The 20,998-nt window shown below is 53.3% G+C and carries 20 protein-coding genes and 1 other RNA gene; 19 read left to right on the top strand and 2 right to left on the bottom strand.

The window, feature by feature from the left end:
* Positions 1-3: 3 nt before the first annotated feature.
* Together pyrC and METH5_RS0103875 are read left to right on the top strand one after the other, a co-directional pair.
* Positions 4-1,038, top strand: coding sequence for a dihydroorotase (pyrC, locus tag METH5_RS0103880; RefSeq protein ID WP_029147278.1), 1,035 nt, complete (start codon positions 4-6; stop codon positions 1,036-1,038).
* A gap of 25 nt (positions 1,039-1,063) precedes the next feature.
* Positions 1,064-1,561 carry a BON domain-containing protein gene (locus METH5_RS0103875; RefSeq protein ID WP_029147277.1) on the top strand — a complete coding sequence of 166 codons (498 nt, stop codon included), beginning with the start codon at positions 1,064-1,066 and terminating at the stop codon, positions 1,559-1,561.
* A 23-nt stretch (positions 1,562-1,584) separates the two neighbouring features.
* On the opposite strand, the gene ung is transcribed toward METH5_RS0103875, so the two are convergent.
* Positions 1,585-2,271, bottom strand: coding sequence for a uracil-DNA glycosylase (ung, locus tag METH5_RS0103870; protein ID WP_036308127.1), 687 nt, complete (start codon positions 2,269-2,271; stop codon positions 1,585-1,587).
* A gap of 66 nt (positions 2,272-2,337) precedes the next feature.
* Between ung and rnpB the strand changes: the two genes are divergently transcribed.
* An RNA gene (rnpB, locus tag METH5_RS15280) (RNase P RNA component class A) lies at positions 2,338-2,672 on the top strand.
* On the opposite strand, the gene METH5_RS0103865 is transcribed toward rnpB, so the two are convergent.
* Positions 2,667-3,035, bottom strand: coding sequence for a glutaredoxin family protein (locus tag METH5_RS0103865; protein WP_232410936.1), 369 nt, complete (start codon positions 3,033-3,035; stop codon positions 2,667-2,669). The two genes, rnpB and METH5_RS0103865, sit on opposite strands and share 6 nt — an antisense overlap.
* A 347-nt stretch (positions 3,036-3,382) precedes the next feature.
* Between METH5_RS0103865 and mraZ the strand changes: the two genes are divergently transcribed.
* The 16 genes from mraZ (at position 3,383) to ftsZ (ending at position 20,888) form a co-directional block, all read left to right on the top strand.
* Entirely contained in the window at positions 3,383-3,829 is a 447-nt protein-coding gene (mraZ, locus tag METH5_RS0103860; protein ID WP_029147274.1) for a division/cell wall cluster transcriptional repressor MraZ, read from the top strand.
* Positions 3,826-4,815 carry a 16S rRNA (cytosine(1402)-N(4))-methyltransferase RsmH gene (gene rsmH, locus METH5_RS0103855; RefSeq protein ID WP_036307577.1) on the top strand — a complete coding sequence of 330 codons (990 nt, stop codon included), beginning with the start codon at positions 3,826-3,828 and terminating at the stop codon, positions 4,813-4,815. The genes mraZ and rsmH overlap by 4 nt, the downstream gene beginning before the upstream one ends.
* A gap of 11 nt (positions 4,816-4,826) precedes the next feature.
* Positions 4,827-5,105, top strand: coding sequence for a cell division protein FtsL (gene ftsL / locus METH5_RS0103850; RefSeq protein WP_029147272.1), 279 nt, complete (start codon positions 4,827-4,829; stop codon positions 5,103-5,105).
* Between the two features lie 19 nt (positions 5,106-5,124).
* Positions 5,125-6,858, top strand: coding sequence for a penicillin-binding protein 2 (locus tag METH5_RS0103845; protein ID WP_029147271.1), 1,734 nt, complete (start codon positions 5,125-5,127; stop codon positions 6,856-6,858).
* Complete coding sequence (locus tag METH5_RS0103840; RefSeq protein ID WP_029147270.1) at positions 6,855-8,300, top strand: UDP-N-acetylmuramoyl-L-alanyl-D-glutamate--2,6-diaminopimelate ligase; 1,446 nt, start codon at positions 6,855-6,857, stop codon at positions 8,298-8,300. The genes METH5_RS0103845 and METH5_RS0103840 overlap by 4 nt, the downstream gene beginning before the upstream one ends.
* The gene (murF, locus tag METH5_RS0103835) at positions 8,297-9,679 is read left to right on the top strand and encodes a UDP-N-acetylmuramoyl-tripeptide--D-alanyl-D-alanine ligase (RefSeq protein ID WP_029147269.1); all 1,383 of its coding nucleotides are present in this window, start codon (positions 8,297-8,299) and stop codon (positions 9,677-9,679) included. The genes METH5_RS0103840 and murF overlap by 4 nt, the downstream gene beginning before the upstream one ends.
* A gap of 8 nt (positions 9,680-9,687) precedes the next feature.
* Positions 9,688-10,791, top strand: a complete 1,104-nt coding sequence (mraY, locus tag METH5_RS0103830; protein WP_029147268.1) for a phospho-N-acetylmuramoyl-pentapeptide-transferase — start codon at positions 9,688-9,690, stop codon at positions 10,789-10,791.
* Positions 10,792-10,818: 27 nt separating this feature from the next.
* On the top strand, positions 10,819-12,189 hold the full coding sequence (gene murD / locus METH5_RS0103825) for a UDP-N-acetylmuramoyl-L-alanine--D-glutamate ligase (protein WP_029147267.1): 1,371 nt from the start codon (positions 10,819-10,821) through the stop codon (positions 12,187-12,189).
* Positions 12,174-13,340, top strand: coding sequence for a putative lipid II flippase FtsW (ftsW, locus tag METH5_RS0103820; RefSeq protein ID WP_081726696.1), 1,167 nt, complete (start codon positions 12,174-12,176; stop codon positions 13,338-13,340). The genes murD and ftsW overlap by 16 nt, the downstream gene beginning before the upstream one ends.
* Positions 13,337-14,437 carry an undecaprenyldiphospho-muramoylpentapeptide beta-N-acetylglucosaminyltransferase gene (gene murG, locus METH5_RS0103815; RefSeq protein WP_029147265.1) on the top strand — a complete coding sequence of 367 codons (1,101 nt, stop codon included), beginning with the start codon at positions 13,337-13,339 and terminating at the stop codon, positions 14,435-14,437. Before ftsW ends, murG begins: the two co-directional genes overlap by 4 nt.
* Complete coding sequence (murC, locus tag METH5_RS0103810) at positions 14,434-15,828, top strand: UDP-N-acetylmuramate--L-alanine ligase (RefSeq protein ID WP_029147264.1); 1,395 nt, start codon at positions 14,434-14,436, stop codon at positions 15,826-15,828. Before murG ends, murC begins: the two co-directional genes overlap by 4 nt.
* Entirely contained in the window at positions 15,825-16,730 is a 906-nt protein-coding gene (gene murB, locus METH5_RS0103805; RefSeq protein WP_029147263.1) for a UDP-N-acetylmuramate dehydrogenase, read from the top strand. Before murC ends, murB begins: the two co-directional genes overlap by 4 nt.
* A complete protein-coding gene (locus tag METH5_RS0103800) occupies positions 16,727-17,647 on the top strand; it encodes a D-alanine--D-alanine ligase (protein WP_029147262.1) in 921 nt (306 codons plus the stop codon). Before murB ends, METH5_RS0103800 begins: the two co-directional genes overlap by 4 nt.
* Positions 17,648-17,663: 16 nt before the next feature.
* Positions 17,664-18,368 carry a cell division protein FtsQ/DivIB gene (locus METH5_RS0103795; RefSeq protein ID WP_029147261.1) on the top strand — a complete coding sequence of 235 codons (705 nt, stop codon included), beginning with the start codon at positions 17,664-17,666 and terminating at the stop codon, positions 18,366-18,368.
* Between the two features lie 35 nt (positions 18,369-18,403).
* The gene (ftsA, locus tag METH5_RS0103790; protein WP_029147260.1) at positions 18,404-19,642 is read left to right on the top strand and encodes a cell division protein FtsA; all 1,239 of its coding nucleotides are present in this window, start codon (positions 18,404-18,406) and stop codon (positions 19,640-19,642) included.
* An 82-nt stretch (positions 19,643-19,724) separates the two neighbouring features.
* Positions 19,725-20,888, top strand: coding sequence for a cell division protein FtsZ (gene ftsZ / locus METH5_RS0103785; RefSeq protein WP_029147259.1), 1,164 nt, complete (start codon positions 19,725-19,727; stop codon positions 20,886-20,888).
* Positions 20,889-20,998 lie beyond the last annotated feature (110 nt).

The following is a 20,998-nucleotide window of genomic DNA, read 5'->3' as shown; positions in this document are numbered from 1 at the left end:
CGTATGACCACTGAAATCACCCTGACCCGCCCTGACGACTGGCATTTGCACCTCAGAGACGGGGCTGGCTTGCAGTCTGTGTTGCCGGACACCGCCAAACAATTTGCGCGCGCGATCGTGATGCCGAATTTACGCCCGCCGGTGACGACCGCCGAACTGGCGCTGGCCTATTATCAACGCATCAGGCAAGCGCTGCCAGCCGGGTTAGCGTTTGAGCCGTTGATGACCTTATATTTAACTGACAACACCCCGGCGCAGGAAATCGTCGCGGCGCGCCAAAGTGGTGTGGTGCAGGCGGTGAAGTTGTATCCGGCAGGTGCGACCACCAACAGTGACTCTGGTGTCACCAGTTTGCATAAATGTGCCGCTGCCCTGGCCGAGATGGAAAAACAAGGCATGCCCTTGCTGATTCATGGCGAAGTCACCGATGGCGATGTGGATGTGTTTGACCGTGAGAAGGTGTTTATCGAGCGCCACTTGCAGCCACTGTTAAAAGACTTTCCTGGCCTCAAGGTGGTGTTCGAGCATATCACCACCAAAGACGCTGCCGAGTTTGTGGCAGCAGGCCCGGCCAATCTGGCGGCAACCATTACCGCCCACCATTTGCTGATGAACCGTAATGCCATGTTTACTGGTGGCATTCGTCCACACCATTACTGTTTGCCTGTACTAAAGCGTGAAACGCATCGTGAGGCCTTGGTAAAGGCGGCGATTTCAGGGTCGTCTAAATTCTTTTTGGGCACCGACAGCGCCCCACACCCAAAATCTGCCAAAGAGGCTAGTTGTGGTTGTGCGGGCATGTATACTGCCCATGCAGCGATTGAGTTATACGCGGAGGCTTTTGACGAGGCTGGTGCGCTGGATAAACTGGAAGGTTTTGCCAGTTTTTATGGCGCAGACTTTTATGGTTTGCCGCGCAACACCGGCAAAATCACTTTGCGTAAACAAAGCTGGCTAGTGCCTGAGACGATTCCGTTCGCGGATGATGAGCTGGTGCCTTTGCGTGCTGGCCAAACAGTGGCTTGGACGTTGGTGTAAAACCTTAAACATTGGAGGATGGGCGATGAACAATCAATGGTTGGTTGCAGGATTCGGTGTGATGTTAAGTGCGCAGGCTTTTGCGGTGACAATAGACGAGATGCATGGCGAGCAGGCGCCATATGCGCAAGCGTTTAAAGCGGTAGATGCAGATGGTAATGGCAAGCTATCCAAAAAAGAGGCTGCCAAAGATAAAGATTTTCCGACCGGGGCCTTTGCCAAGGCCGATAAAAACCATAATGGCAGCCTGGATCAGGACGAGTTTGCGGCTTATAAATCTAAGGTGGATAACGCTGAAAACAAACAGACGGCCACCGATAGCGCGATTACCGCCAAAATCAAATCCAAATACCTGGTAGAAAAAGACTTTAGCAGCTTTAAAGTCAGTGTCGAAACTAAAGATAATGCAGTGATTTTGAGCGGGTTTGTCGATAGCGCTGAACAAAAAGCGCGCGCCGAAAAGATTGCCACCAGTGTGGATGGTGTGAAAACGGTTAAAAACGCGTTAGTGGTTAAGCCGTAACGGTCAAGTGTTTGTACTTGGCCTCAAAGTTGCCAGGTAATCGGTGTTTGTCCGTGGGCTGCCAGGTATTCATTAATTTTTGAAAACTGGCGCGTACCGAAAAATCCCCGATGTGCCGACAAAGGCGACGGATGCACCGATTTTAAAACCAGATGTTTATTGGGGTCGATCACGGCCCCTTTTTTTTGCGCATAGCTCCCCCACAGCACAAACACTAATCCTTCGCGCTGTGCATTCAGGGCGGTGATGACGGCGTCGGTAAATGTTTCCCAGCCGCGTTTCTGGTGTGAGCCCGCAGTGGCCATTTGCACGGTCAGGGTCGCGTTCAATAGCAATACGCCTTGATCTGCCCAGGGTGTTAAATCGCCGCTGCCGCTCATGCGGATGTTGAGGTCGGATTGAATCTCTTTAAAGATATTCATCAATGATGGCGGCAATGTCACGCCAGCCTGTACCGAAAAACTAAGGCCATGTGCTTGCCCCGGGCCGTGATAAGGATCTTGTCCGATAATTACCACGCGCACTTGATCAAATGGCGTGTGGTTAAATGCATTGAAAATCAGCGGTCCGGGCGGATAGATTGTTTTGCCTGCGGTTTTTTCCTGCTGCAAAAACGCCTTGAGCGATTGCATGTAAGGCTTGTCAAACTCTGCGCCGATGACGGCTTGCCAGGAAGGGTCTAGCTGGCCGGGTTTTTCTTGTGTGATCATGTCAGCAATATAAATAAAGGGTTTATGCATTATAGGCGCTTAACCCGGGCGTGGTAAAATAGCCATGAAGCCAACCAGACAGTCGCCGCTTGGTGTTTACCAAGGGGAGGAAAGTCCGGGCTGCACAGAGCGGGATGACGGCTAACGGCCGTACGCTGAAAGCTGGTAACAGTATAAGGTGAGGAATAGGGCCACAGAGACGAGCGTATTAAGTTACGGTGAAACGCGGTAACCTCCATCTGCAGCAATATCAAATAGGCTGGCATTTTACGCAAGTAATAAGGCGTGGCTCGCGCTGCCAGCGGGTAGATAGCTTGAGCGTGTGAGCAATTGCACGCCTAGATGAATGACTGTCGCCACGCAAGTGGATACAGAACCCGGCTTACCGGTTGGCTTTATTTTCCTTTGATGGTGAGCGCCTGGCGTGCTTGCCATTGGTCCAGCGCCTCAACGATGCGCTTTTCGTTATAACCACGCACCACTTCCCCCGCAATCAGCAATACTGGCACGCCTTTGCCCGCCAGCCGCTGGTATTGCGCGCTGCCCTCTGCTGAGGTTTCTATATTGAGCTCTTGGTAGGTAATGTGCCGCTGTTGCAGCAAGGCTCTGGTCTTTTCGCAATAAGGGCACCAGTCGGTGGCGTAGAGCACAATCTTGCCATGGCTATAGTCTGGCGGCGGTGCCAGGTAATACAGCCAGGCGCGCCACTCCATAGCCAATAAAATGCCTGCGCCAATGATGAAAAATTTTAATCTGCTGGACATGTGAATGCGGGGTTGTTGCACGCGGGTGGGTGTGCTGGCTTTGACCATGGTTGGCCTTTTTTAATGCGGAAAAAATCATCAAAAAATAACATTTTTTAATTATTCAATATTTTCAATGAGATAGCTATTTTTATTAAACAAATTTATCTGTTAATTGCGCCAATCTCTTGATTTGAATTGCTTTGTTAAAATGCTCTAAGTCTTTGTCTTTAAAAGAGATTTTTTCTCCCAAAGTGCTTGCCAAGCACTTTTTTTTTATCTATAGTGTGCAAAAGGGTGGTTTTGTGTTGAATTGTGGGAGATTTATCCCGCTTTTAAACAAAATGGGTAGATAAAGGTCAATATTGATGTTTCGCGGGGCGGTACAGTTAAGTTTAGATGCGAAGGGGCGGCTCAGTGTGCCGGCCAAGCATCGTGACGCCCTGACGGCTGGTGGGCAGGGTGAGGTCGTACTCACGGCGCACCCGCATCGTTGTCTGATTTTGTATCCCCAGGCAGCGTGGGAGCCGATTGAAACCAAGCTGACCAGTTTGTCCAGTTTTAATCCTCAAACCAGTGGTATTCAACGCATGATTGTTGGTCAGGCAGATGTGATGCATCTGGACTCTGCCGGTCGTTTGCTGGTGAATGCCGTGCTGCGCAAGTTTGCCAAGCTCGATAAAGACGTGATGATGGTCGGGCAAGGTAGTCATTTTGAGCTGTGGGATCTGGCGGCATGGGATCAGCAGTTAGAGAGCCTGATGGCGACCGACCAACTGCAGATACCGCAAGAGCTAGAAGGATTCTCGCTATGACGCGGGGCGCGAAGTCAGCGCCCGCGTCCTTGACGGAAACGTCAGAGTCACCAGTCGCCGCCAGTCATATCACCGTGTTATTGCATGAAGCGGTGGACGGCTTGGGCGTACAGGCCGACGGGGTGTATGTCGATGGCACCTTTGGTCGTGGTGGACATAGTCGCCTCATACTTTCCAAATTAGGTAGCAAAGGACGCTTGATCGGCTTGGACCGCGATCTGGCGGCAGTGGCGCATGGGCAAATGATTGCCGATGCGCGTTTTACGATGGTGCATGCCCATTTTTCTGCCATGGCAACGGTGTTGGCTGAGTTAGGTGTACAGGCGGTAGACGGCATTTTGCTCGATTTGGGCATTTCGTCACCGCAAATTGATGAGGGTGTGCGTGGGTTTAGCTTCCGTTTCGACGGCCCGCTGGATATGCGCATGGATCAAAGTCGAGGCAAAACCGCCGCAGAGTGGCTGGCGACGATGACTGAAAAACAATTGGTTGAGGTGATTAGGGATTATGGTGAAGAACGGTTTGCTAAGCAGGTTGCAAGGGCGATTGTTAAAGAGCGCGAAGATGGGCATGCCATCACCACTACAGGGCAACTTGCCAAGATCGTGGCAGGCGCCATCCCAAAGATTGAGCCGGGCCAGAACCCTGCAACGCGCACATTTCAAGCTTTACGGATTTTCGTCAATCAAGAGCTTGAGGAGCTCTCGCTAGTGCTGCCAGATTGCTTGCAGCTGCTGCGTCCGCAAGGTCGTTTGGCGGTGATCAGCTTTCATTCGCTGGAAGACCGTATCGTTAAACGCTTTATTCAGTCAGAAGTGGATAGAGATAACTTGCCAGCAGGGTTGCCGGTGCGTGCCAGCGAGTTGCCGCAGCCGCGCATGTTGTCTGTTGGGCGTGCGATCAAACCAAGTGCGGCTGAAGTGAAGGCCAATGTGCGTTCACGCAGTGCAGTGTTGCGCGTGGCTGAACGTACAAGCGTGCAGTAAATAGTTTAAATATGATCCGGCTCAATTTGATTTTGTTTGCGTTGACAATCGCCATGGCTTTAGGGGTGGTGACGGCACAATACAAGGCGCGCAAGCTGTATTTTGAGCTGGATAGACAAGAAGTGTTGACCAAGCAGTATATGACTGAATATGACCAGTTGCAGATTGAGCAAAGCACCTGGGCCATGCATTCGCGGCTGGAAGACTTTGCAACCACGCGTTTGCATATGCATAGCCCGAGCATGCAGCAGACGCAGGTGATTATGGTTGATGTGCCGTCAGTGCCATAACCGAAGTCATTGCGAGTAAATGGTCATGCTACTTAAAGAGAGTCAACACAAGCTGGTGAAATTGCCAGCCTGGCGCAGAAGAACGCTGCTGGGGTTGCTGCTGTTGAGTTTTGTCTTGTTGCTGGGGCGCGGTTTTTATCTGCAAACCTTGCATAAAGACTACCTGATTAAAAAAGGTGAAGCGTTTTCGCGGCGCAAGGTGGTGTTGATGCCACATCGCGGCAAGATTTACGACCGCAATTTTAAGCCATTGGCGATCAGTTTGCCGGTGGAGTCGGTGTGGGCTAACCCGACTGATGTACAGATTTCGGCCGGACAATTGAAGCAAATGTCCACCTTATTGGATATCCGGCCAAAAGAGTTGCAGCAGAAGCTGCAGCAAAAGAAAAAAGAATTTGTTTATATCAAACGGAGAGTGGCGCCCGATGTGGCAAAACAGGTGATGGCGATGAAAGTGCCCGGCGTATTCAGTCAGAAGGAATACAAACGCTTCTACCCAGCGGCAGAAGTGACGGCGCATATCGTCGGTTTTACCGGCGTGGATGATACCGGCGTTGAAGGCATGGAGCTTTATCGTAACCACGTGTTGTCTGGCAGCACCGGCAAGCGTGACTTTGTGCGTGACCGCAAAGGCCACGTGGTTGAAGACCTGGTGGCGGTTAAATTGCCGCATGATGGCCAGGATCTGGTGTTGAGCATAGACCGTACCGTGCAGTATGTAGTGCACCGGGAGCTGTCGCGCGCGGTTGAAAAACATAAAGCCAAAGCGGCTGCTGCCGTGGTGCTGGACGCCAAAACCGGTGAAGTGCTGGCGCTGGTGAATATCCCGACTTACAACCCCAATAATCCGGTTAATGTGGCCAGCAAGCTGCGTAACTCGGCAATTGTGAATATCTTTGAACCGGGTTCAACCATGAAACCGGTGACTGCGGCAGCGGCGATGGAGTTTGGTCCATACCAGCCGGATACCAAAATCCAGACTGCGCCTGGCTATTTGCGCATAGGCACTGCCACCATTCATGACGCGCACCCGAATCAGGTGCTGACCGTGGCGCAGGTGATCCAGAAATCCTCTAATGTCGGTTCGGCCAAAATGGCGCTCGATTTGAATCGTGAGCAATTGTGGAACACCTATGTGCAACTGGGGTTTGGTACCGCGACCAAAATTGGGTTTCCTGGCGAGGCTGCTGGCAAAGTGCGTGACTATAAAACCTGGCGCCCGATTGAGCAGGCAACCATGTCTTATGGTCACGGCATTAGCGTGACTTTGCTGCAATTGGCGCGCGCCTACACGGTGTTTGCCAATGAGGGCGAGTTGCTGCCTGTAACATTGACTAAATTGTCCGAGCCGCCAGTTGGGCGCCAAGTCTTTTCTGCCAAGGTGGCTAATTCAGTGAAAGATATGCTGGAACTGGTGGTGCAGCCAGGCGGCACCGCGTTGAAAGCGCAAGTCACTGGTTATCGTGTGGCTGGTAAAACCGGCACTGCGCACAAGCTGGGCGACCATGGCTATGAGCATGATAAATACGTAGGCTCTTTTGTCGGCATGGTGCCTGCGTCTAACCCGCGCCTGATTATGGCCGTGATGATAGATGAGCCTAGCAATGGTGAATATTACGGCGGCACTGTCGCTGCACCGGTGTTTAGCGCGGTCATGAATGATGTGCTGCGTATGCTGGTGGTGCCGCAGGATGGCCATGCGTTGCCAGTCGCTGCGCCTGCTGATGCCGCTGACGTGAAGGAGGCGATGTGAGTAAATATATTATTCCAGCGCCTGTGCATGGCATTACCGCTGATAGCCGCCAGGTGGAAAAACATGGCTTGTTTCTCGCTTACCCGGGTCAGCACAGCGATGGTCGTGACTACATTGAAGATGCGATTGCCAAAGGCGCTAATACCGTGATTTGGGATAGCCAGGGTTTCGAATGGAACCCGGCATGGACCGTGCACAACATCGCGATTGCCGACTTGAAAGCTCAAGTTGGGCATATTGCCAGCCAGTTTTACAAAGACCCTTCTGAGCAGTTGTGGTGCGTGGGCGTGACCGGCACTAACGGTAAAACCACCGTGACGCACTGGTTGGCGCAGGCTTACCGTTTTCTGCAGCAGAAATCAGCCGTGATAGGCACGCTGGGTAATGGCGCGCTGGATGATTTGCGGCCAACGCAAAATACCACGCCGGGGCCGGTAGAGCTGCAGAAAATGCTGGCGACGTTTGTGCTGGATGAAGTGCGTATGGTGGCGATGGAAGTGTCTTCCCATGGCCTTGATCAAGGCCGTGTCAATGGCGTGGCCTTTGATGTCGCAGTGCTGACCAATATCACGCGTGACCATCTGGACTACCACTTGACGATGGAAGCCTATCAGGCGGCCAAACGCAAACTGTTTGACTGGCAAACCTTGTCAGCCGCGGTGATTAATGCCGATGATCCGTTTGGTCGCGCACTGATTGAAGACCTGCGCAAGCAAGGTAAAAAAGTATTGAGTTATGGCCTGCATCAAGAAGCAGATGTGTGTGCAACCGCAGTGACCATGCATGCCACCGGTTTTGAAATTCAGGTGCGCACCGCACAAGACACGGGCGAGATTCAGTTGCATGCCCTGGGGCAGTTTAATGTGTATAACGCGCTGGCTGTGCTGGCTTGTTTGCTGGTGAATGAGGTGGCTTTGCCTGCGGCGCTGCAAGCGGTTTCTGGCCTGGTGCCGGTGGCCGGTCGTATGCAGATGTTTGGCGGTGGTGATTTGCCATTAGTGGTGGTCGACTACGCACATACCCCGGATGCCCTGGAAAAAGCACTAGATACCTTGCGCATGCAGGCACGTGGTAAATTAAGTTGCGTGTTTGGTTGCGGCGGCGACCGCGATAGCGGCAAACGTAGCGAAATGGGCCGGATTGCGGATAGCTTGGCTGATAGCGTCATCGTGACCAATGACAATCCACGCACTGAAAACCCTTATGCGATTATCGCGGCGATTGCCGAAGGCATGGCGCGCGAGGTGACGGTGGAAACCGATCGCGCTAAAGCAATCGCGTTCGCGGTCAGCCAGGCTGGCAAGGGCGATGTGGTGCTGGTGGCAGGCAAAGGCCATGAAGACTACCAGGAGATTCAGGGCATCCGTTATCCGTTTAGCGATGCCGAGTGGGTGCAAAGCGCGTTGAAAAAGAGCGTATTAAAAGCAAAGGTGCCCGCATGATTTCGCTGCAAACCATTGCCGACGTATTGCAAGGCACATTGCATGCTGTGAACGGGCACGGCGCTGAGGTCACTGTGACGTCGGTAGATACCGATAGCCGTCGCGTCTTGCCCGGTCAATTGTTTGTGGCCTTGCCGGGCGACAAATTTGACGGTCATGATTTCTTGCCGCAAGTGGCTGCACAAGGCGCTGTGGCGGCATTGGTGAGCAAGCCGGTGGCTGCCAGCCGTTTACCAATGGTGCTAGTCAAAGACACGCGTCAGGCCTTGGGGCAGTTGGCGAGCTGGTGGCGCCAGCAGTTGGCTCTGCCACTGATCGCCGTGACCGGCAGCAATGGTAAAACCACGACCAAAGAAATGATCGCCGCCATCATGCAGGAGCATGTTGGCGGGGCTGACAACGTGTTGGCCACTGCCGGTAATTTTAATAACGATATTGGTATGCCGCTGACATTGCTGCGTTTGCGTGCGGAGCACCGTTGTGCCGTGATCGAGATGGGCATGAATCATTTGGGCGAGATTGACTACCTGACTCGCCTGGCACGCCCCAATGTGGCCGTGATTAACAATGCGGGTACTGCACATATTGGCGAGCTGGGTTCACGCGCAAACATTGCCAAGGCCAAGGGCGAGATTTTTGCCGGTTTGAGTGATGACGGCATTGCCGTGATTAATGCCGATAGCGAGTTTGCACAAGGCTGGCGTGACTTGAATCAGGCACGTCGCGTGTTGAGTTTTGGTCTGCATGCAGCGGCCGATGTGCGCGGCGAAGTGCTGGGCACCGATTCAACCTTCAGGCTGCATTATCAAGGCGAAACAATCACGCTAACGCTGGCAGTGCCTGGCGCGCATAACGTTATGAACGCATTGGCGGCTGCGGCTGCGAGCCTGGCGGCTGGCGCGAGTCTGGCAGAAGTTGCCCAGGGTTTGCAGGGGTTTGCCGGGGTCAAAGGGCGCTTGCAGCAGAAAACAGCAGCCAACGGCGCCAAGCTGATTGATGACACCTACAACGCGAACCCTGACTCAATGAAGGCTGCTCTCGATGTATTAAAAACCGCAGGCACCAGTACGGTGTTTGTGATGGGCGACATGGGTGAGCTGGGTGCGGATGCCGAAGCCATGCATGCGCAGGTTGGCCATTATGCCAAAGCAAGTGGTATTAGCCGCTTGTATACGTTGGGCAAGTTTACACAAGCTGCTGTGCAGGAGTTTGGTGCACAGGCGCAGCATTTTGCGACTGTTGAAGCCCTGGTGGCCGCGTTACAGGCAGAGACAACAGCAGATGATGTCGTGTTGGTTAAAGGCTCGCGCTTTATGCAAATGGAACGTGTCGTGAATGCGTTAGTGGAATCACAAGCCACTGAATTGGTGGGGAAATAGGAAAGCTTATGTTATTTGAACTGACGAAATGGCTGGCAGCGGATGTACATGGATTCCATGTCTTCAATTACATCACTTTTCGTGCCGTCCTGGCGACGCTGACCGCATTGGCGATTTCATTTATGGTGGGGCCAACCATGATCCGCAAACTGACTGAATACAAAGTCGGCCAGGCGGTGCGCGATGATGGCCCGCAAACACATTTGGTGAAGGCTGGTACGCCAACCATGGGCGGCGCGTTGATTCTGGTGGCGATTTCGATTTCGACTTTGCTCTGGGGCAACCTGCATAACCGCTTTATCTGGGTCGTGTTAATCACCACGCTGGGTTTTGGCGCGGTTGGCTGGGTCGATGATTACCGCAAAGTGGTCTACAAAAACCCTAAAGGCTTGTCTGCTAAAGCCAAATATTTCTGGCAAAGCCTGGTGGGTTTGGGGGTTGCAGGGTTTTTATACGCAACGGCCACCACACCGGTTGAAACCACCCTCATCGTGCCTTTCTTTAAGCATCTGGTGTTGCCTTTGGGCGCCGTGGGTTTCATTGTGCTGACCTACCTGGTGATTGTGGGCAGCAGTAACGCCGTCAACCTGACCGACGGCCTGGATGGCCTGGCAACACTGCCAACCGTGATGGTGGGTAGTGCGCTGGCGATTTTTTCTTATGTGGCCGGCCATGCGGTGTTTTCCAAATATCTGGGCATTCCTTATGTGGCGGGCGCCAGTGAGCTGATGGTGTTTTGCGCAGCCATGGCAGGCGCTGGCTTAGGCTTTTTGTGGTTTAACGCTTATCCGGCAGAAGTGTTTATGGGTGATGTCGGCGCATTGGCACTCGGTGCTGCACTGGGGGTGGTGGCGGTGATTGTGCGTCAGGAAATCGTGTTGTTCATCATGGGCGGCGTGTTTGTGGTCGAGACCTTCTCTGTGGCTGCGCAGGTGCTGTATTTCAAATACACCAAAAAGATGACCGGCACCGGTAAGCGCATCTTTTTAATGGCGCCGTTGCATCATCACTACGAACAAAAAGGCTGGAAAGAAACGCAGGTGGTCGTGCGCTTCTGGATTATCACCATGATGTTGGTGCTGGTCGGTCTTTCAACATTGAAACTGAGATAACACGGAATAGATTTGTCGGGCTCGAACATGAAAAAACAGTTTGAACAACAGCGTATTGCGGTACTGGGACTGGGTGACACCGGTTTCTCTGCCTTGCGCTGGCTGCACCATATGGGCGCAGACGCAGTGATGTTCGACTCACGTCCGCACCCGGCGGGGCTTGATCGCCTGCAAACAGAGTTTCCAGAGGTGGAGTGCCACCTGGGGCCTTTTAACTACGCTTTGTTATCTGGCATGGACTTGATTGTGGCAAGCCCTGGCGTCTCACTCAAAGAGCCGGTGATTGCGCAATTGCTGGCGCAGGGCAGGCTGGTTGTCGGTGATGTTGAGCTGTTTGCACGCTTTCGTGCCCCTTATGCCAAGGTGATTGCGATTACCGGCTCCAATGGTAAAACCACTGTCACCTCACTGGTAGGTGAAATCTGCAAGCAGGCGGGCTTGAATACCATCGTCGCTGGCAATATCGGCTTGCCGGTGCTGGATACCTTGCAGATGACGGCACCAGATGTCTACGTGCTGGAGTTGTCCAGTTTTCAGTTGGAAACCATCCACCAGCTCCAGGTAGATGCCGCGACGGTACTCAATTTGTCTGAAGATCATATGGATCGCTACGACGGCATGGATGACTATGCGCAAGCCAAGGCACGCATTTATCAGCACGCCCGCATTGCGGTGGTGAATCGTGATGACCCGGCCAGCGCCGCGTTGGCCGGCCAGTTACCGCAAGTCTCGTTTGGCGTGAACCCGGCGCCTACCATCAATGATTATGGCCTCAATGATGCAGGCTGGTTATGTGCCGGCTACCGTCACTATATTGAAGCGGACAGCTTGCAGATTCGCGGCAAGCACAATATTGCCAACGCGCTGGCGGCCATCGCGCTGACACAAGCAATTGGCATCGACAAAGTCTCTATCTTGCATACCGTGCAATCTTTTGTCGGCTTGCCACATCGTGTGGAGTGGGTGGCAAGCATTGAAGATGTTGATTTTTACGATGACTCAAAAGGCACTAATGTTGGTGCCACCTGCGCGGCGATTAGCGGCATGCTCAAGCATGGCAAACCACAAAAAGTAGTGTTAATCGCCGGTGGCGATGGCAAGGGTCAGGACTTTAACCCGTTGCGCGAAGCGGTGTTGCATCATGCCAGAGCCGTGGTGTTGATCGGTCGCGATGCGCCAAAAATCCAGCAGGTCTTGCACAATTTGCAATTGCCTGTGGTCGATGCCGTCGATTTAACTGCGGCAGTACATATTGCCAGAACACTGGCCGAAGCAGGCGATGCCGTGTTGCTGTCACCCGCGTGTGCCAGTTTTGATATGTTCCGCAATTACGAGCACAGGGCCGAGGTGTTTGTTGAGGCTGTTAAAGCCATGGAGGCCGCATGCTTGGCCCGTTGATGATGAACCGTGAGCGCTATAACTCCCCCAGCTACGATGTGTCGCTGCTGTGGGTGGTGTTGTCCTTGCTGGCTTTCGGCATGGTCATGGTGTACTCGGCTTCGATTGCTTATGCTGATTCAAGCAAGATGTTCGGCCATAACAGTACTTATTTTCTGTTGCGCCAGGCTTTGTATATCGTCGTTGGCCTGGTGGCCGCTGTGATTGTGTTTCAGATCCCGATGGCCTGGTGGCAAAAAATGTCGCCTTATCTATTCATCATGGGCATTGTCTTGCTGATCATGGTGTTGATTCCAGGCATCGGTAAAGTGGTTAACGGTAGCCGTCGCTGGATCTCGCTCCTCATCATGAACCTGCAACCGTCAGAACTCATGAAGCTGTTTATTGCCATGTATGCCTCGGACTATGCTGTGCGCAAGGCCAGCAATATGCACAGTATTAAAAAAGGATTTTTGCCCATGCTGGGCGTGATGGTGTTTGTTGGCGTGCTACTGCTTAAAGAGCCCGATTTCGGGGCATTCGCCGTCACCGCCTCAATTGCGTTCTCCATCATGTGGCTGGGCGGCGTCAATCTCAAGGTGTTTATTGCCATGCTGGGCGCTTTGCCATTGGCCGTATTTGGCCTGGTGGTGATGGAGCCTTATCGCCTAGAGCGTATGAAAGGGTTTTTGAACCCGTTTGATGATCCATTTGATACTGGTTACCAGTTATCGCATGCGCTGATCGCGTTTGGTCGTGGTGAATTCTGGGGCGTAGGCCTTGGTGGCAGCGTCGAAAAATTGCTGTATTTGCCAGAGGCGCATACCGACTTCTTGCTGGCAGTGGTGGCCGAAGAGCTGGGTTATGTCGGCGTGTTGGTGGTGGTGTTGCTGTTTGCCTGGCTGGTCATTCGCGCTTTTAGTATCGCCAAAGAGGCAGTGGCGAACGAACGCTATTACGCCGCGTTGCTGGCACAAGGCATTGGCGTGTGGATGGGCGTGCAGGGTTTTATCAATATGGGCGTCAACATGGGTCTGTTGCCAACCAAGGGCCTGACATTGCCGCTGTTGTCTTACGGCGGTAGCGGCATTTTGGCCAATTGCATCGCGATGTCTGTGCTGTTGCGTATTGACTTTGAGAACCGCCGTTTGCAGAAAGGCTTGCAGACATGAGTCGCCAACAGACATTAATGGTGATGGCAGGCGGCACTGGTGGCCATGTGTATCCAGCGATGGCCGTAGCCGATGCACTACATGCGCAAGGCTGGAAAATTGTTTGGCTGGCGACTGAGGGTGGCATGGAAAACCGCCTCATCGCTGACAAGCATTATGAAAAAGCGATGATGACCATGCGCGGCGTGCGTGGCAAAGGCCTGCTGGGCTGGCTGACGTTGCCGGTGAAGCTGGCACGCGCATTTGCACAAGCCAGGCAGGCCATCCGCCAACATCAACCAGATGTGGTGTTGGGCATGGGCGGGTTTGCGGCTTTTCCTGGCGGCGTGATGGCTAAACTGGCCGGTGTGCCGCTGGTGATTCATGAGCAAAACTCCATTGCGGGCCTGACCAATAAAGTGCTGGCCAAGATCGCTAGCCGTGTATTAACCGGTTTCCCAGGTGCTTTGGGCACACAAGGCGAGATGGTCGGTAATCCGGTGCGCGAAGGCATTACGACCTTGCCCACGCCAGAGCAGCGTTTTGCCGAGCATCACGGTGTGCTGCGCGTGTTAGTGGTGGGCGGTAGCCTGGGCGCGGTGGCGTTGAATACATTGCTGCCACAGGCGTTTGCACAATTGCCAGTGAATACCCGGCCGCAGATTATTCACCAGGCGGGCGAAAAACAGTTTGAAGCGTTGAAAAAAGCTTATGCCGATGCTGGCGTGGCCGCAGATTGCCGTGCTTTTATCCATGATATGGCAGAGGTATATGCCTGGGCCGATTTGGTGATTTGCCGCGCAGGGGCATTGACGGTGGCTGAGTTAGCCAATGTGGGCGCCGCCAGTATTCTGGTGCCGTTTCCGTTTGCGGTGGATGACCACCAAACCACCAATGCCGCTTACTTGCAGCAGGCTGGTGCGGCCTTGCTGATACAGCAACGTGATATGGATGTAGCGCAATTGGCAGCCACCTTGCAAACGCTGGATAGACCGACTTGCTTGATGATGGCGCAAAAAGCGCGTGTGCTGGCCAAACCGCAAGCGACTCAACAAGTTGCAGATATTTGCCAGCAACTGGCGGCAGGCAATAAAAAAGGAACACCGGGTTCAGTATGAAACATAAAGTTAAAAAAATTCACTTTATCGGTATTGGCGGCTCAGGCATGAGCGGCATTGCCGAAGTATTGCTGAATCTGGATTTTGAAGTCAGCGGCTCTGACCTGGCCAGCAATGCCACCACCAAGCGCCTGCAAGGGTTTGGCGCGACCGTGTTTCAGGGCCATGCAACCGAGCATCTGAATGATGCCGATGTGGTGGTGGTCTCCAGTGCGATTAATGAAGAAAACCCGGAAATTATTGCTGCGCGTGCGCGCAAAGTGCCGGTGATTCCACGTGCAGTGATGCTGGCTGAGTTGATGCGCTTTAAACAGGGCATTGCGGTGGCGGGTACGCATGGCAAAACCACCACCACTAGCCTGATCGCCAGCATTCTGGCCGAGGCTGATATGGACCCGACCTTTGTCATTGGTGGCAAGCTGGAAGCTGCCAGCGCCAATGCGCGCCTGGGCACTGGTGAGTGGATCGTGGTCGAAGCCGACGAGTCAGATGCGTCTTTCTTGCATCTGACACCGATCATGGCGGTGGTGACCAATATCGACCAGGACCATATGGACACCTATGAACACAGTTTTGAAAAGCTCAAAACTGCGTTCGTTGAATTTTTACAGCAAATTCCATTCTGGGGCATGGCGGTGTTGTGCATTGATGATGCCAATGTGCGTGAAATCCTGCCGCGCGTGACACGTCCGGTGACGACTTATGGCACCCATGAAGAGGCGGCGATTCGCGCTGAAAATATCGTCGCTGATCACGGCAAGATGCATTTTACGTTGGTGCGTAAAAACGGCATTACCGTGCGCAACGAAGTGACGCTGAATTTGCCCGGCCATCACTATGTGCTTAATGCACTGGCAGCGATTGCGATTGCCACGGAGTTGAATGTGCCGGATGCCGCGATTTTGAAAGCGCTGGCTGAGTTTCGTGGCGTGGGTCGTCGCTTTGAGCGTTATGGCGAAATCCCGGTCAACGGTGGCCATTTCACGCTGGTGGATGACTACGGTCATCACCCGATTGAAATGCAGGCGGTGATTGCAGCGGCGCGTGGTGCGTTTCCTGATCGTCGGCTGGTACTGGCGTTTCAGCCCCACCGCTATACACGTACGCGTGACTGCTTTGAAGATTTCGTCAAAGTGTTATCTACCGTGGATGCCTTGTTACTGACCGAAGTTTACAGCGCAGGCGAAGCGCCCATTGTGGCTGCCGATACGCGTAGCCTGATTCGTGCCATTCGCGTCAATGGCAAGGTCGAGCCACGGTTTGTAGAAACCACCGATGAGTTGCCTGTCACCATCCTGGAGAGTGTGCAGCCAGGGGATGTGGTGGTGGTGATGGGCGCTGGCAATATCGGTAGCGTCGCCGCCAAAACCAGGGAGTTGGCCAACGTATGAGCGCCTCAGGGTTAAAAGCAACAGGTCTGCAAGTGCTGCATAACGAGCCATTGGCACGTTATACCAGCTGGCGCGTCGGTGGCCCGGCAGATCGCCTGGTACTGGCCGATAGTGTTGCGCATTTGCAGCAGTTTTTGCAGCAACTGCCTGCGAGCGAGCCGCTCACTTTTATTGGTTTAGGCAGTAACTTGCTAGTGCGTGATGGTGGTGTACGTGGCACGGTCGTCGTCATGCATCAGGCCTTGCAAACGCTGGAAATGCAAGGTGAGCGTGTGTATGCCGATGCCGGTGTTACCTGCGCCAAGCTGGCCCGCTTTGCTGCCAGCCACAATCGCGCCGGTGCCGAATTTATGGCGGGTATTCCGGGCACGGTGGGAGGGGCATTGGCGATGAATGCAGGCTGTTATGGCGGCGAAACCTGGCAGTGGGTAGATGAAGTAAAAACGATTAATCGCACCGGTGAGGTACAAGTGCGGGCGCGGGCTGAATACCAGCCGACTTATCGCCACGTTGAGCATCCGGCGGCGGATGAGTGGTTTTTGGGTGGCTGGTTTGCGGTGCCCGCAGGCGATGGCAAAGCTTCTGCCGAACAGATTAAACAGTTGCTGGCAAAACGCCTGGCGAGCCAGCCACTGAATATGCCGAGCGCAGGGTCGACGTTTAGAAACCCTGAAGGCGATTTTGCGGCCCGCTTGATTGAAGCCTCCGGCTTAAAAGGCAGTACCGTCGGTGGCGCACAAGTGTCGGAAAAACATGCCAATTTTATTGTGAATCTGGGGCATGCCACAGCAGCAGATATTGAGGCCTTGATTGAGTATGTCAAAGCGACGGTGCATACCAAGCAGGGCGTGGCATTAATACAGGAAGTTAAAGTCATTGGGGAAGGTGTTTTAAAAGCATGAGTAGAGGTCAACAGTCATTTGGCAAGGTCGCGGTATTATTTGGCGGCCGTTCTGGCGAGCGCGAAGTGTCGCTCAAAAGTGGCTCTGCCGTATTGGCGGCGTTGCAACGTCAAGGCGTGGATGCACACGCATTTGACCCAGCCAGCCAAGACCTGTCTGCCCTCAAAGCATTTGATCGTGCCTTTATTGCCTTGCATGGCCGCTATGGCGAAGACGGCACCATTCAAGGTGCGCTGGAGCTGATGGATATTCCATACACCGGCAGCGGCGTGATGGCCTCTGCGCTGGGCATGGATAAATGGCGCACCAAATTGCTGTGGACAGCCGCTGGCGTGACCACGCCTAACTATGTGCTGATGGATGACAGCACACATGCCGAAAATGTGGTCACGGCGCTTGGTTTGCCGCTGTTTGTAAAACCGGCCAATGAAGGCTCCAGCATAGGCGTGAGCAAAGTCAAGCAGGCGGGCGATTTAATTGCCGCTTACGCCCTGGCCAAACAGTCAGACCCGCTGGTGATTGCCGAGCAGTTTGTGGGTGGTGGCGAATACACCGTGGGTATTTTGGGCGAGACCGCGCTGCCTATCGTGCGCATTGTGCCTAAAAACGAATATTACGATTACGAAGCCAAGTACCTGCGTGACGACACCGAATATCGCTGCCCGAGCGGCTTGTCTGCCGAGCAGGAAAAGCAGATCCAGGCAGAAGCCTTGCAGGCGTTTAAGGTGCTGGGTTGCAAGGGCTGGGGCCGCGTCGACTTTTTGATGGATGAGGCTGGTAAACATTACTTTTTAGAGGTGAATACCAGCCCGGGCATGACAGACCATAGCCTGGTGCCAATGGCCGCCAAAGCCGCTGGCCTGGATTTTGAAGCACTGGTGATACGTATTTTGCAACAAACCTTGAGCGCGGTGTAACGGAGACAATGGCCTGATGTGGGATAGACCAACATTGCTGAACTGGATTGCCAACCTGCTGTTTTCACTGGCAGTGGTGATGCTGCTCTACGCCATGTTATTTGTGGTGTTGCATTTGCCTATCTTCCCGGTCAAGCAGGTGCAGGTAGAGGGCAATCTGGATCACGTCAATCACGAACAGATTCAGTTGATTGTGAGCAAATACCTCAAGGGTAATTTTTACACGCTGGATTTGCAGCGTACGCGTGCCGCGTTTGAAAAATTGCCGTGGGCGCGCAAGGTGAGTGTACGCCGCCAATGGCCGGACACCATTGTGGTGCAGATTGAAGAACATCAGGCCTTGGGTCGCTGGGGCGGTGTGGCGCTGGTAAACCGCCATGGCGAGTTGTTCCAGGCAGCGTCTGACGAACAATTACCGACTTTTTACGGCCCGGGCGATGCGATAAAAGAAGTGGCACAAGGCTATGCCAGTTTTGCCCAGATGCTGGTGGACACGCCACTGCAAATTCAGCAGTTAAGCCTGTCTTCACGCCGCGCCTGGGAAATTAAGACCGTGGATGGTCGACAAATGATGCTGGGCCGTGAAGCGGCCAAGCAGCGATTACAACAGTTTGTGTCGGCATATCGGCAGCAGGCAAGTATCGCGGAAAGTGACTGGCGTTATGCCGATTTGCGTTATCCCAACGGCTTTGCCTTGCGCATGCCGCGTAGTGGCGCTTAAGAATAAGACTGCCAGAAAAAGGTCAAGGAAGAGACATGAGTAGAGTCAGAGAAGATAAAAATTTAATTGTGGGGCTGGATATCGGCACCTCCAAAATCGTGGCGATTGCGGCCGAGATTTTGCCCGAAGGCACATTGAAGGTGATTGGTGTCGGGCAACATGCTTCCCGTGGCTTGAAAAAAGGCGTGGTGGTGAATATTGACTCCACCATGCAGGCAATTCAGCGTGCGATTGAAGAAGTCGAGTTGATGGCCGATTGCAAAATTAACACCGTGTATTCAGGCATTGCTGGTAGCCACATCAAAAGCCTGAACTCACATGGCATGGTGAAAATTAAAGAGAGCGAAGTCTCGCAAATGGACATCGACCGCGTGGTAGAAACCGCCCGCGCGATTGCTTTGCCAGCCGACCAGCAGATTCTGCACATTCTGACCCAGGAGTTCATTATCGACGGCCAGGAGGATGTGCGCGAGCCATTGGGCATGAGCGGCATCCGTCTTGAGGTGCGGGTGCATATTGTGACCGGCGCGATTGCGGCAGCACAAAACATCGTCAAGTGCATCAAGCGCTGCGGCCTGGAGGTGAGCGACCTCATTTTGCAGCCATTGGCCTCGAGCGAATCTGTACTTACCGACGATGAAAAAGAGTTGGGTGTGTGCCTGGTGGATATCGGTGGCGGCACGACTGATCTGGCGGTATTTAAAAATGGCGCCATTCGTCATACCGCGGTGATCCCAATTGCCGGTGACCAGATCACTAATGACATTGCAGTGGCGTTGCGCACGCCTACGCAGTCAGCTGAGGAAATTAAAGTGAAGCACGGCTGTGCCTTGCGCCAGTTGGCTGACCCGCGTGAAGTGGTGGAAGTGCCTGCGGTCGATGGCCGTGAGCCACGCCAGTTGTCTTGCCAGGCGCTGACTGAGGTGATTGAAGACCGCGTAGAAGAGATTTACGAGTTTGTGCAGCAAGAGCTGCGCCGTAGTGGCATGGAATCGATGATTGCCTCTGGCATTGTGATTACCGGCGGTGCGGCACAAATGCGTGGCATGGTCGAGCTGGGCGAAGAGATTTTTCATACACCAGTGCGCCTGGGCGTACCGCGTTATGTAGAAGGGTTGTCCGAAGTGGTGGGCAATCCACGTTATGCCACCGGCATAGGCTTGTTGCTGATGGCCAAGCAGCAGGTAGAAAAACAAATGGTGGGTAATTTGCAGTCTGGGTCATTCGGCAGGCTGCTGGAGCGGATGAAGAGTTGGTTTACCGGTAATTTTTAGGGTTTGTTGTTTTTTAAAACTGTTTTAGGGCGAGTGTGCGGGGCAAACCAATCACTCAAATAATAGGCAATGGAGGGTTAGTATGATTGAAATTTTTGACAAAGAGAATGACGGCGCCGTAATCAAGGTGATTGGTGTCGGTGGTTGCGGTGGTAACGCCGTGGAACACATGATGACCAAGAGCGTGACTGGCGTTGAGTTTATTTGCGCCAACACGGACATGCAGGCGCTGAAAAAGAGCCATGCCAAAGTGGTGCTGCAAATTGGTTCTGACATCACTAAAGGTCTGGGCGCTGGCGCTAAACCGGAAATCGGCCGCGAAGCTGCGCTGGAAGACCGCGACAGTATTGCAGAAACCATTGATGGCGCTGACATGCTGTTTATTACGGCCGGTATGGGCGGTGGTACGGGTACTGGTGCTGCACCGATTATTGCTGAAGTCGCGCGTGAAATGGGTATTTTGACTGTGGCTGTGGTGACCAAGCCATTTGCGTTTGAAGGCAAGCGCGCCAAAGTGGCACAAGAAGGCCTGGAAGAACTTTCACAGTATGTCGACTCTCTTATCGTTATCCCTAACGAAAAATTGATGGATGTATTGGGCGAAGACGTGACCGTGGTAGAAGCTTACCGTGCGGCCAACGACGTGTTGCATAACGCGGTGTCTGGCATTGCCGAAATCATCAATTGCCCAGGCATGGTCAACGTCGACTTTGCTGACGTACGCACTGTGATGTCTGAAATGGGCATGGCGATGATGGGTTCTGCAGAAGCCAGCGGCCCTAACCGTGCACGGATTGCTGCTGAGCAAGCGGTTGCCAGCCCGTTGCTGGAAGACGTCAACCTGGCCAATGCGCGTGGCGTGTTGGTGAATATCAGCGCCAGTGGCAGTTTCAAAATGCGTGAGTACTATGATGTGATGAACACCATCAAAGAATTCACTGCAGAAGATGCGACCGTGATCGTGGGTAATGTGATGGACGAAAGCATGGGCGATAATCTGCGCGTGACCATGGTTGCCACCGGTTTGAACGGTTCAGTGGGTAAGCGCCAGGCCAAGCCTGAGTTGAAAGTTATGACGACCCTGCGTGATGGTACGACTAACCAGCCTATCTTTAGCACTGTGGTTGAAGAGGATGAGCCTGCCGTATTTACCAGCAACAGCCGTCGTGCGCAGGTAGAAGCAATGAAAAACTCCGGGATCGAAGAATACGACATCCCAGCGTTTTTGCGTAAACAAGCTGATTAGTCGTCTAGCCTTGATTGCTTGATCAATGATGGTCTGGTCTATCCATTGGCTTGACTAATTCATTGGTGATGACGGATTGGCTTATAATAAGAGTGATTAATTAACACAGA

The sequence above is a fragment of the Methylophilus sp. 5 genome (assembly GCF_000515275.1).
GTDB lineage: Bacteria > Pseudomonadota > Gammaproteobacteria > Burkholderiales > Methylophilaceae > Methylophilus.
This window is presented reverse-complemented; position numbering and strand designations above follow the sequence as displayed.

Bases quoted from the DNA above. Each gene is read 5' to 3' on its own strand.
- ftsW (WP_081726696.1), top strand. From the start codon at position 12,174: ATGCTTGGCCCGTTGATGATGAACCGTGAGCGCTATAACTCCCCCAGC.
- METH5_RS0103865 (WP_232410936.1), bottom strand. From the start codon at position 3,035: ATGTCCAGCAGATTAAAATTTTTCATCATTGGCGCAGGCATTTTATTG.
- METH5_RS0103800 (WP_029147262.1), top strand. From the start codon at position 16,727: ATGAGTAGAGGTCAACAGTCATTTGGCAAGGTCGCGGTATTATTTGGC.
- pyrC (WP_029147278.1), top strand. From the start codon at position 4: ATGACCACTGAAATCACCCTGACCCGCCCTGACGACTGGCATTTGCAC.
- ftsA (WP_029147260.1), top strand. From the start codon at position 18,404: ATGAGTAGAGTCAGAGAAGATAAAAATTTAATTGTGGGGCTGGATATC.
- METH5_RS0103845 (WP_029147271.1), top strand. From the start codon at position 5,125: ATGGTCATGCTACTTAAAGAGAGTCAACACAAGCTGGTGAAATTGCCA.
- ung (WP_036308127.1), bottom strand. From the start codon at position 2,271: ATGATCACACAAGAAAAACCCGGCCAGCTAGACCCTTCCTGGCAAGCC.
- rsmH (WP_036307577.1), top strand. From the start codon at position 3,826: ATGACGCGGGGCGCGAAGTCAGCGCCCGCGTCCTTGACGGAAACGTCA.
- ftsL (WP_029147272.1), top strand. From the start codon at position 4,827: ATGATCCGGCTCAATTTGATTTTGTTTGCGTTGACAATCGCCATGGCT.
- murD (WP_029147267.1), top strand. From the start codon at position 10,819: ATGAAAAAACAGTTTGAACAACAGCGTATTGCGGTACTGGGACTGGGT.
- METH5_RS0103875 (WP_029147277.1), top strand. From the start codon at position 1,064: ATGAACAATCAATGGTTGGTTGCAGGATTCGGTGTGATGTTAAGTGCG.
- mraZ (WP_029147274.1), top strand. From the start codon at position 3,383: ATGTTTCGCGGGGCGGTACAGTTAAGTTTAGATGCGAAGGGGCGGCTC.
- murG (WP_029147265.1), top strand. From the start codon at position 13,337: ATGAGTCGCCAACAGACATTAATGGTGATGGCAGGCGGCACTGGTGGC.
- mraY (WP_029147268.1), top strand. From the start codon at position 9,688: ATGTTATTTGAACTGACGAAATGGCTGGCAGCGGATGTACATGGATTC.
- METH5_RS0103795 (WP_029147261.1), top strand. From the start codon at position 17,664: ATGTGGGATAGACCAACATTGCTGAACTGGATTGCCAACCTGCTGTTT.
- ftsZ (WP_029147259.1), top strand. From the start codon at position 19,725: ATGATTGAAATTTTTGACAAAGAGAATGACGGCGCCGTAATCAAGGTG.
- murC (WP_029147264.1), top strand. From the start codon at position 14,434: ATGAAACATAAAGTTAAAAAAATTCACTTTATCGGTATTGGCGGCTCA.
- murB (WP_029147263.1), top strand. From the start codon at position 15,825: ATGAGCGCCTCAGGGTTAAAAGCAACAGGTCTGCAAGTGCTGCATAAC.
- murF (WP_029147269.1), top strand. From the start codon at position 8,297: ATGATTTCGCTGCAAACCATTGCCGACGTATTGCAAGGCACATTGCAT.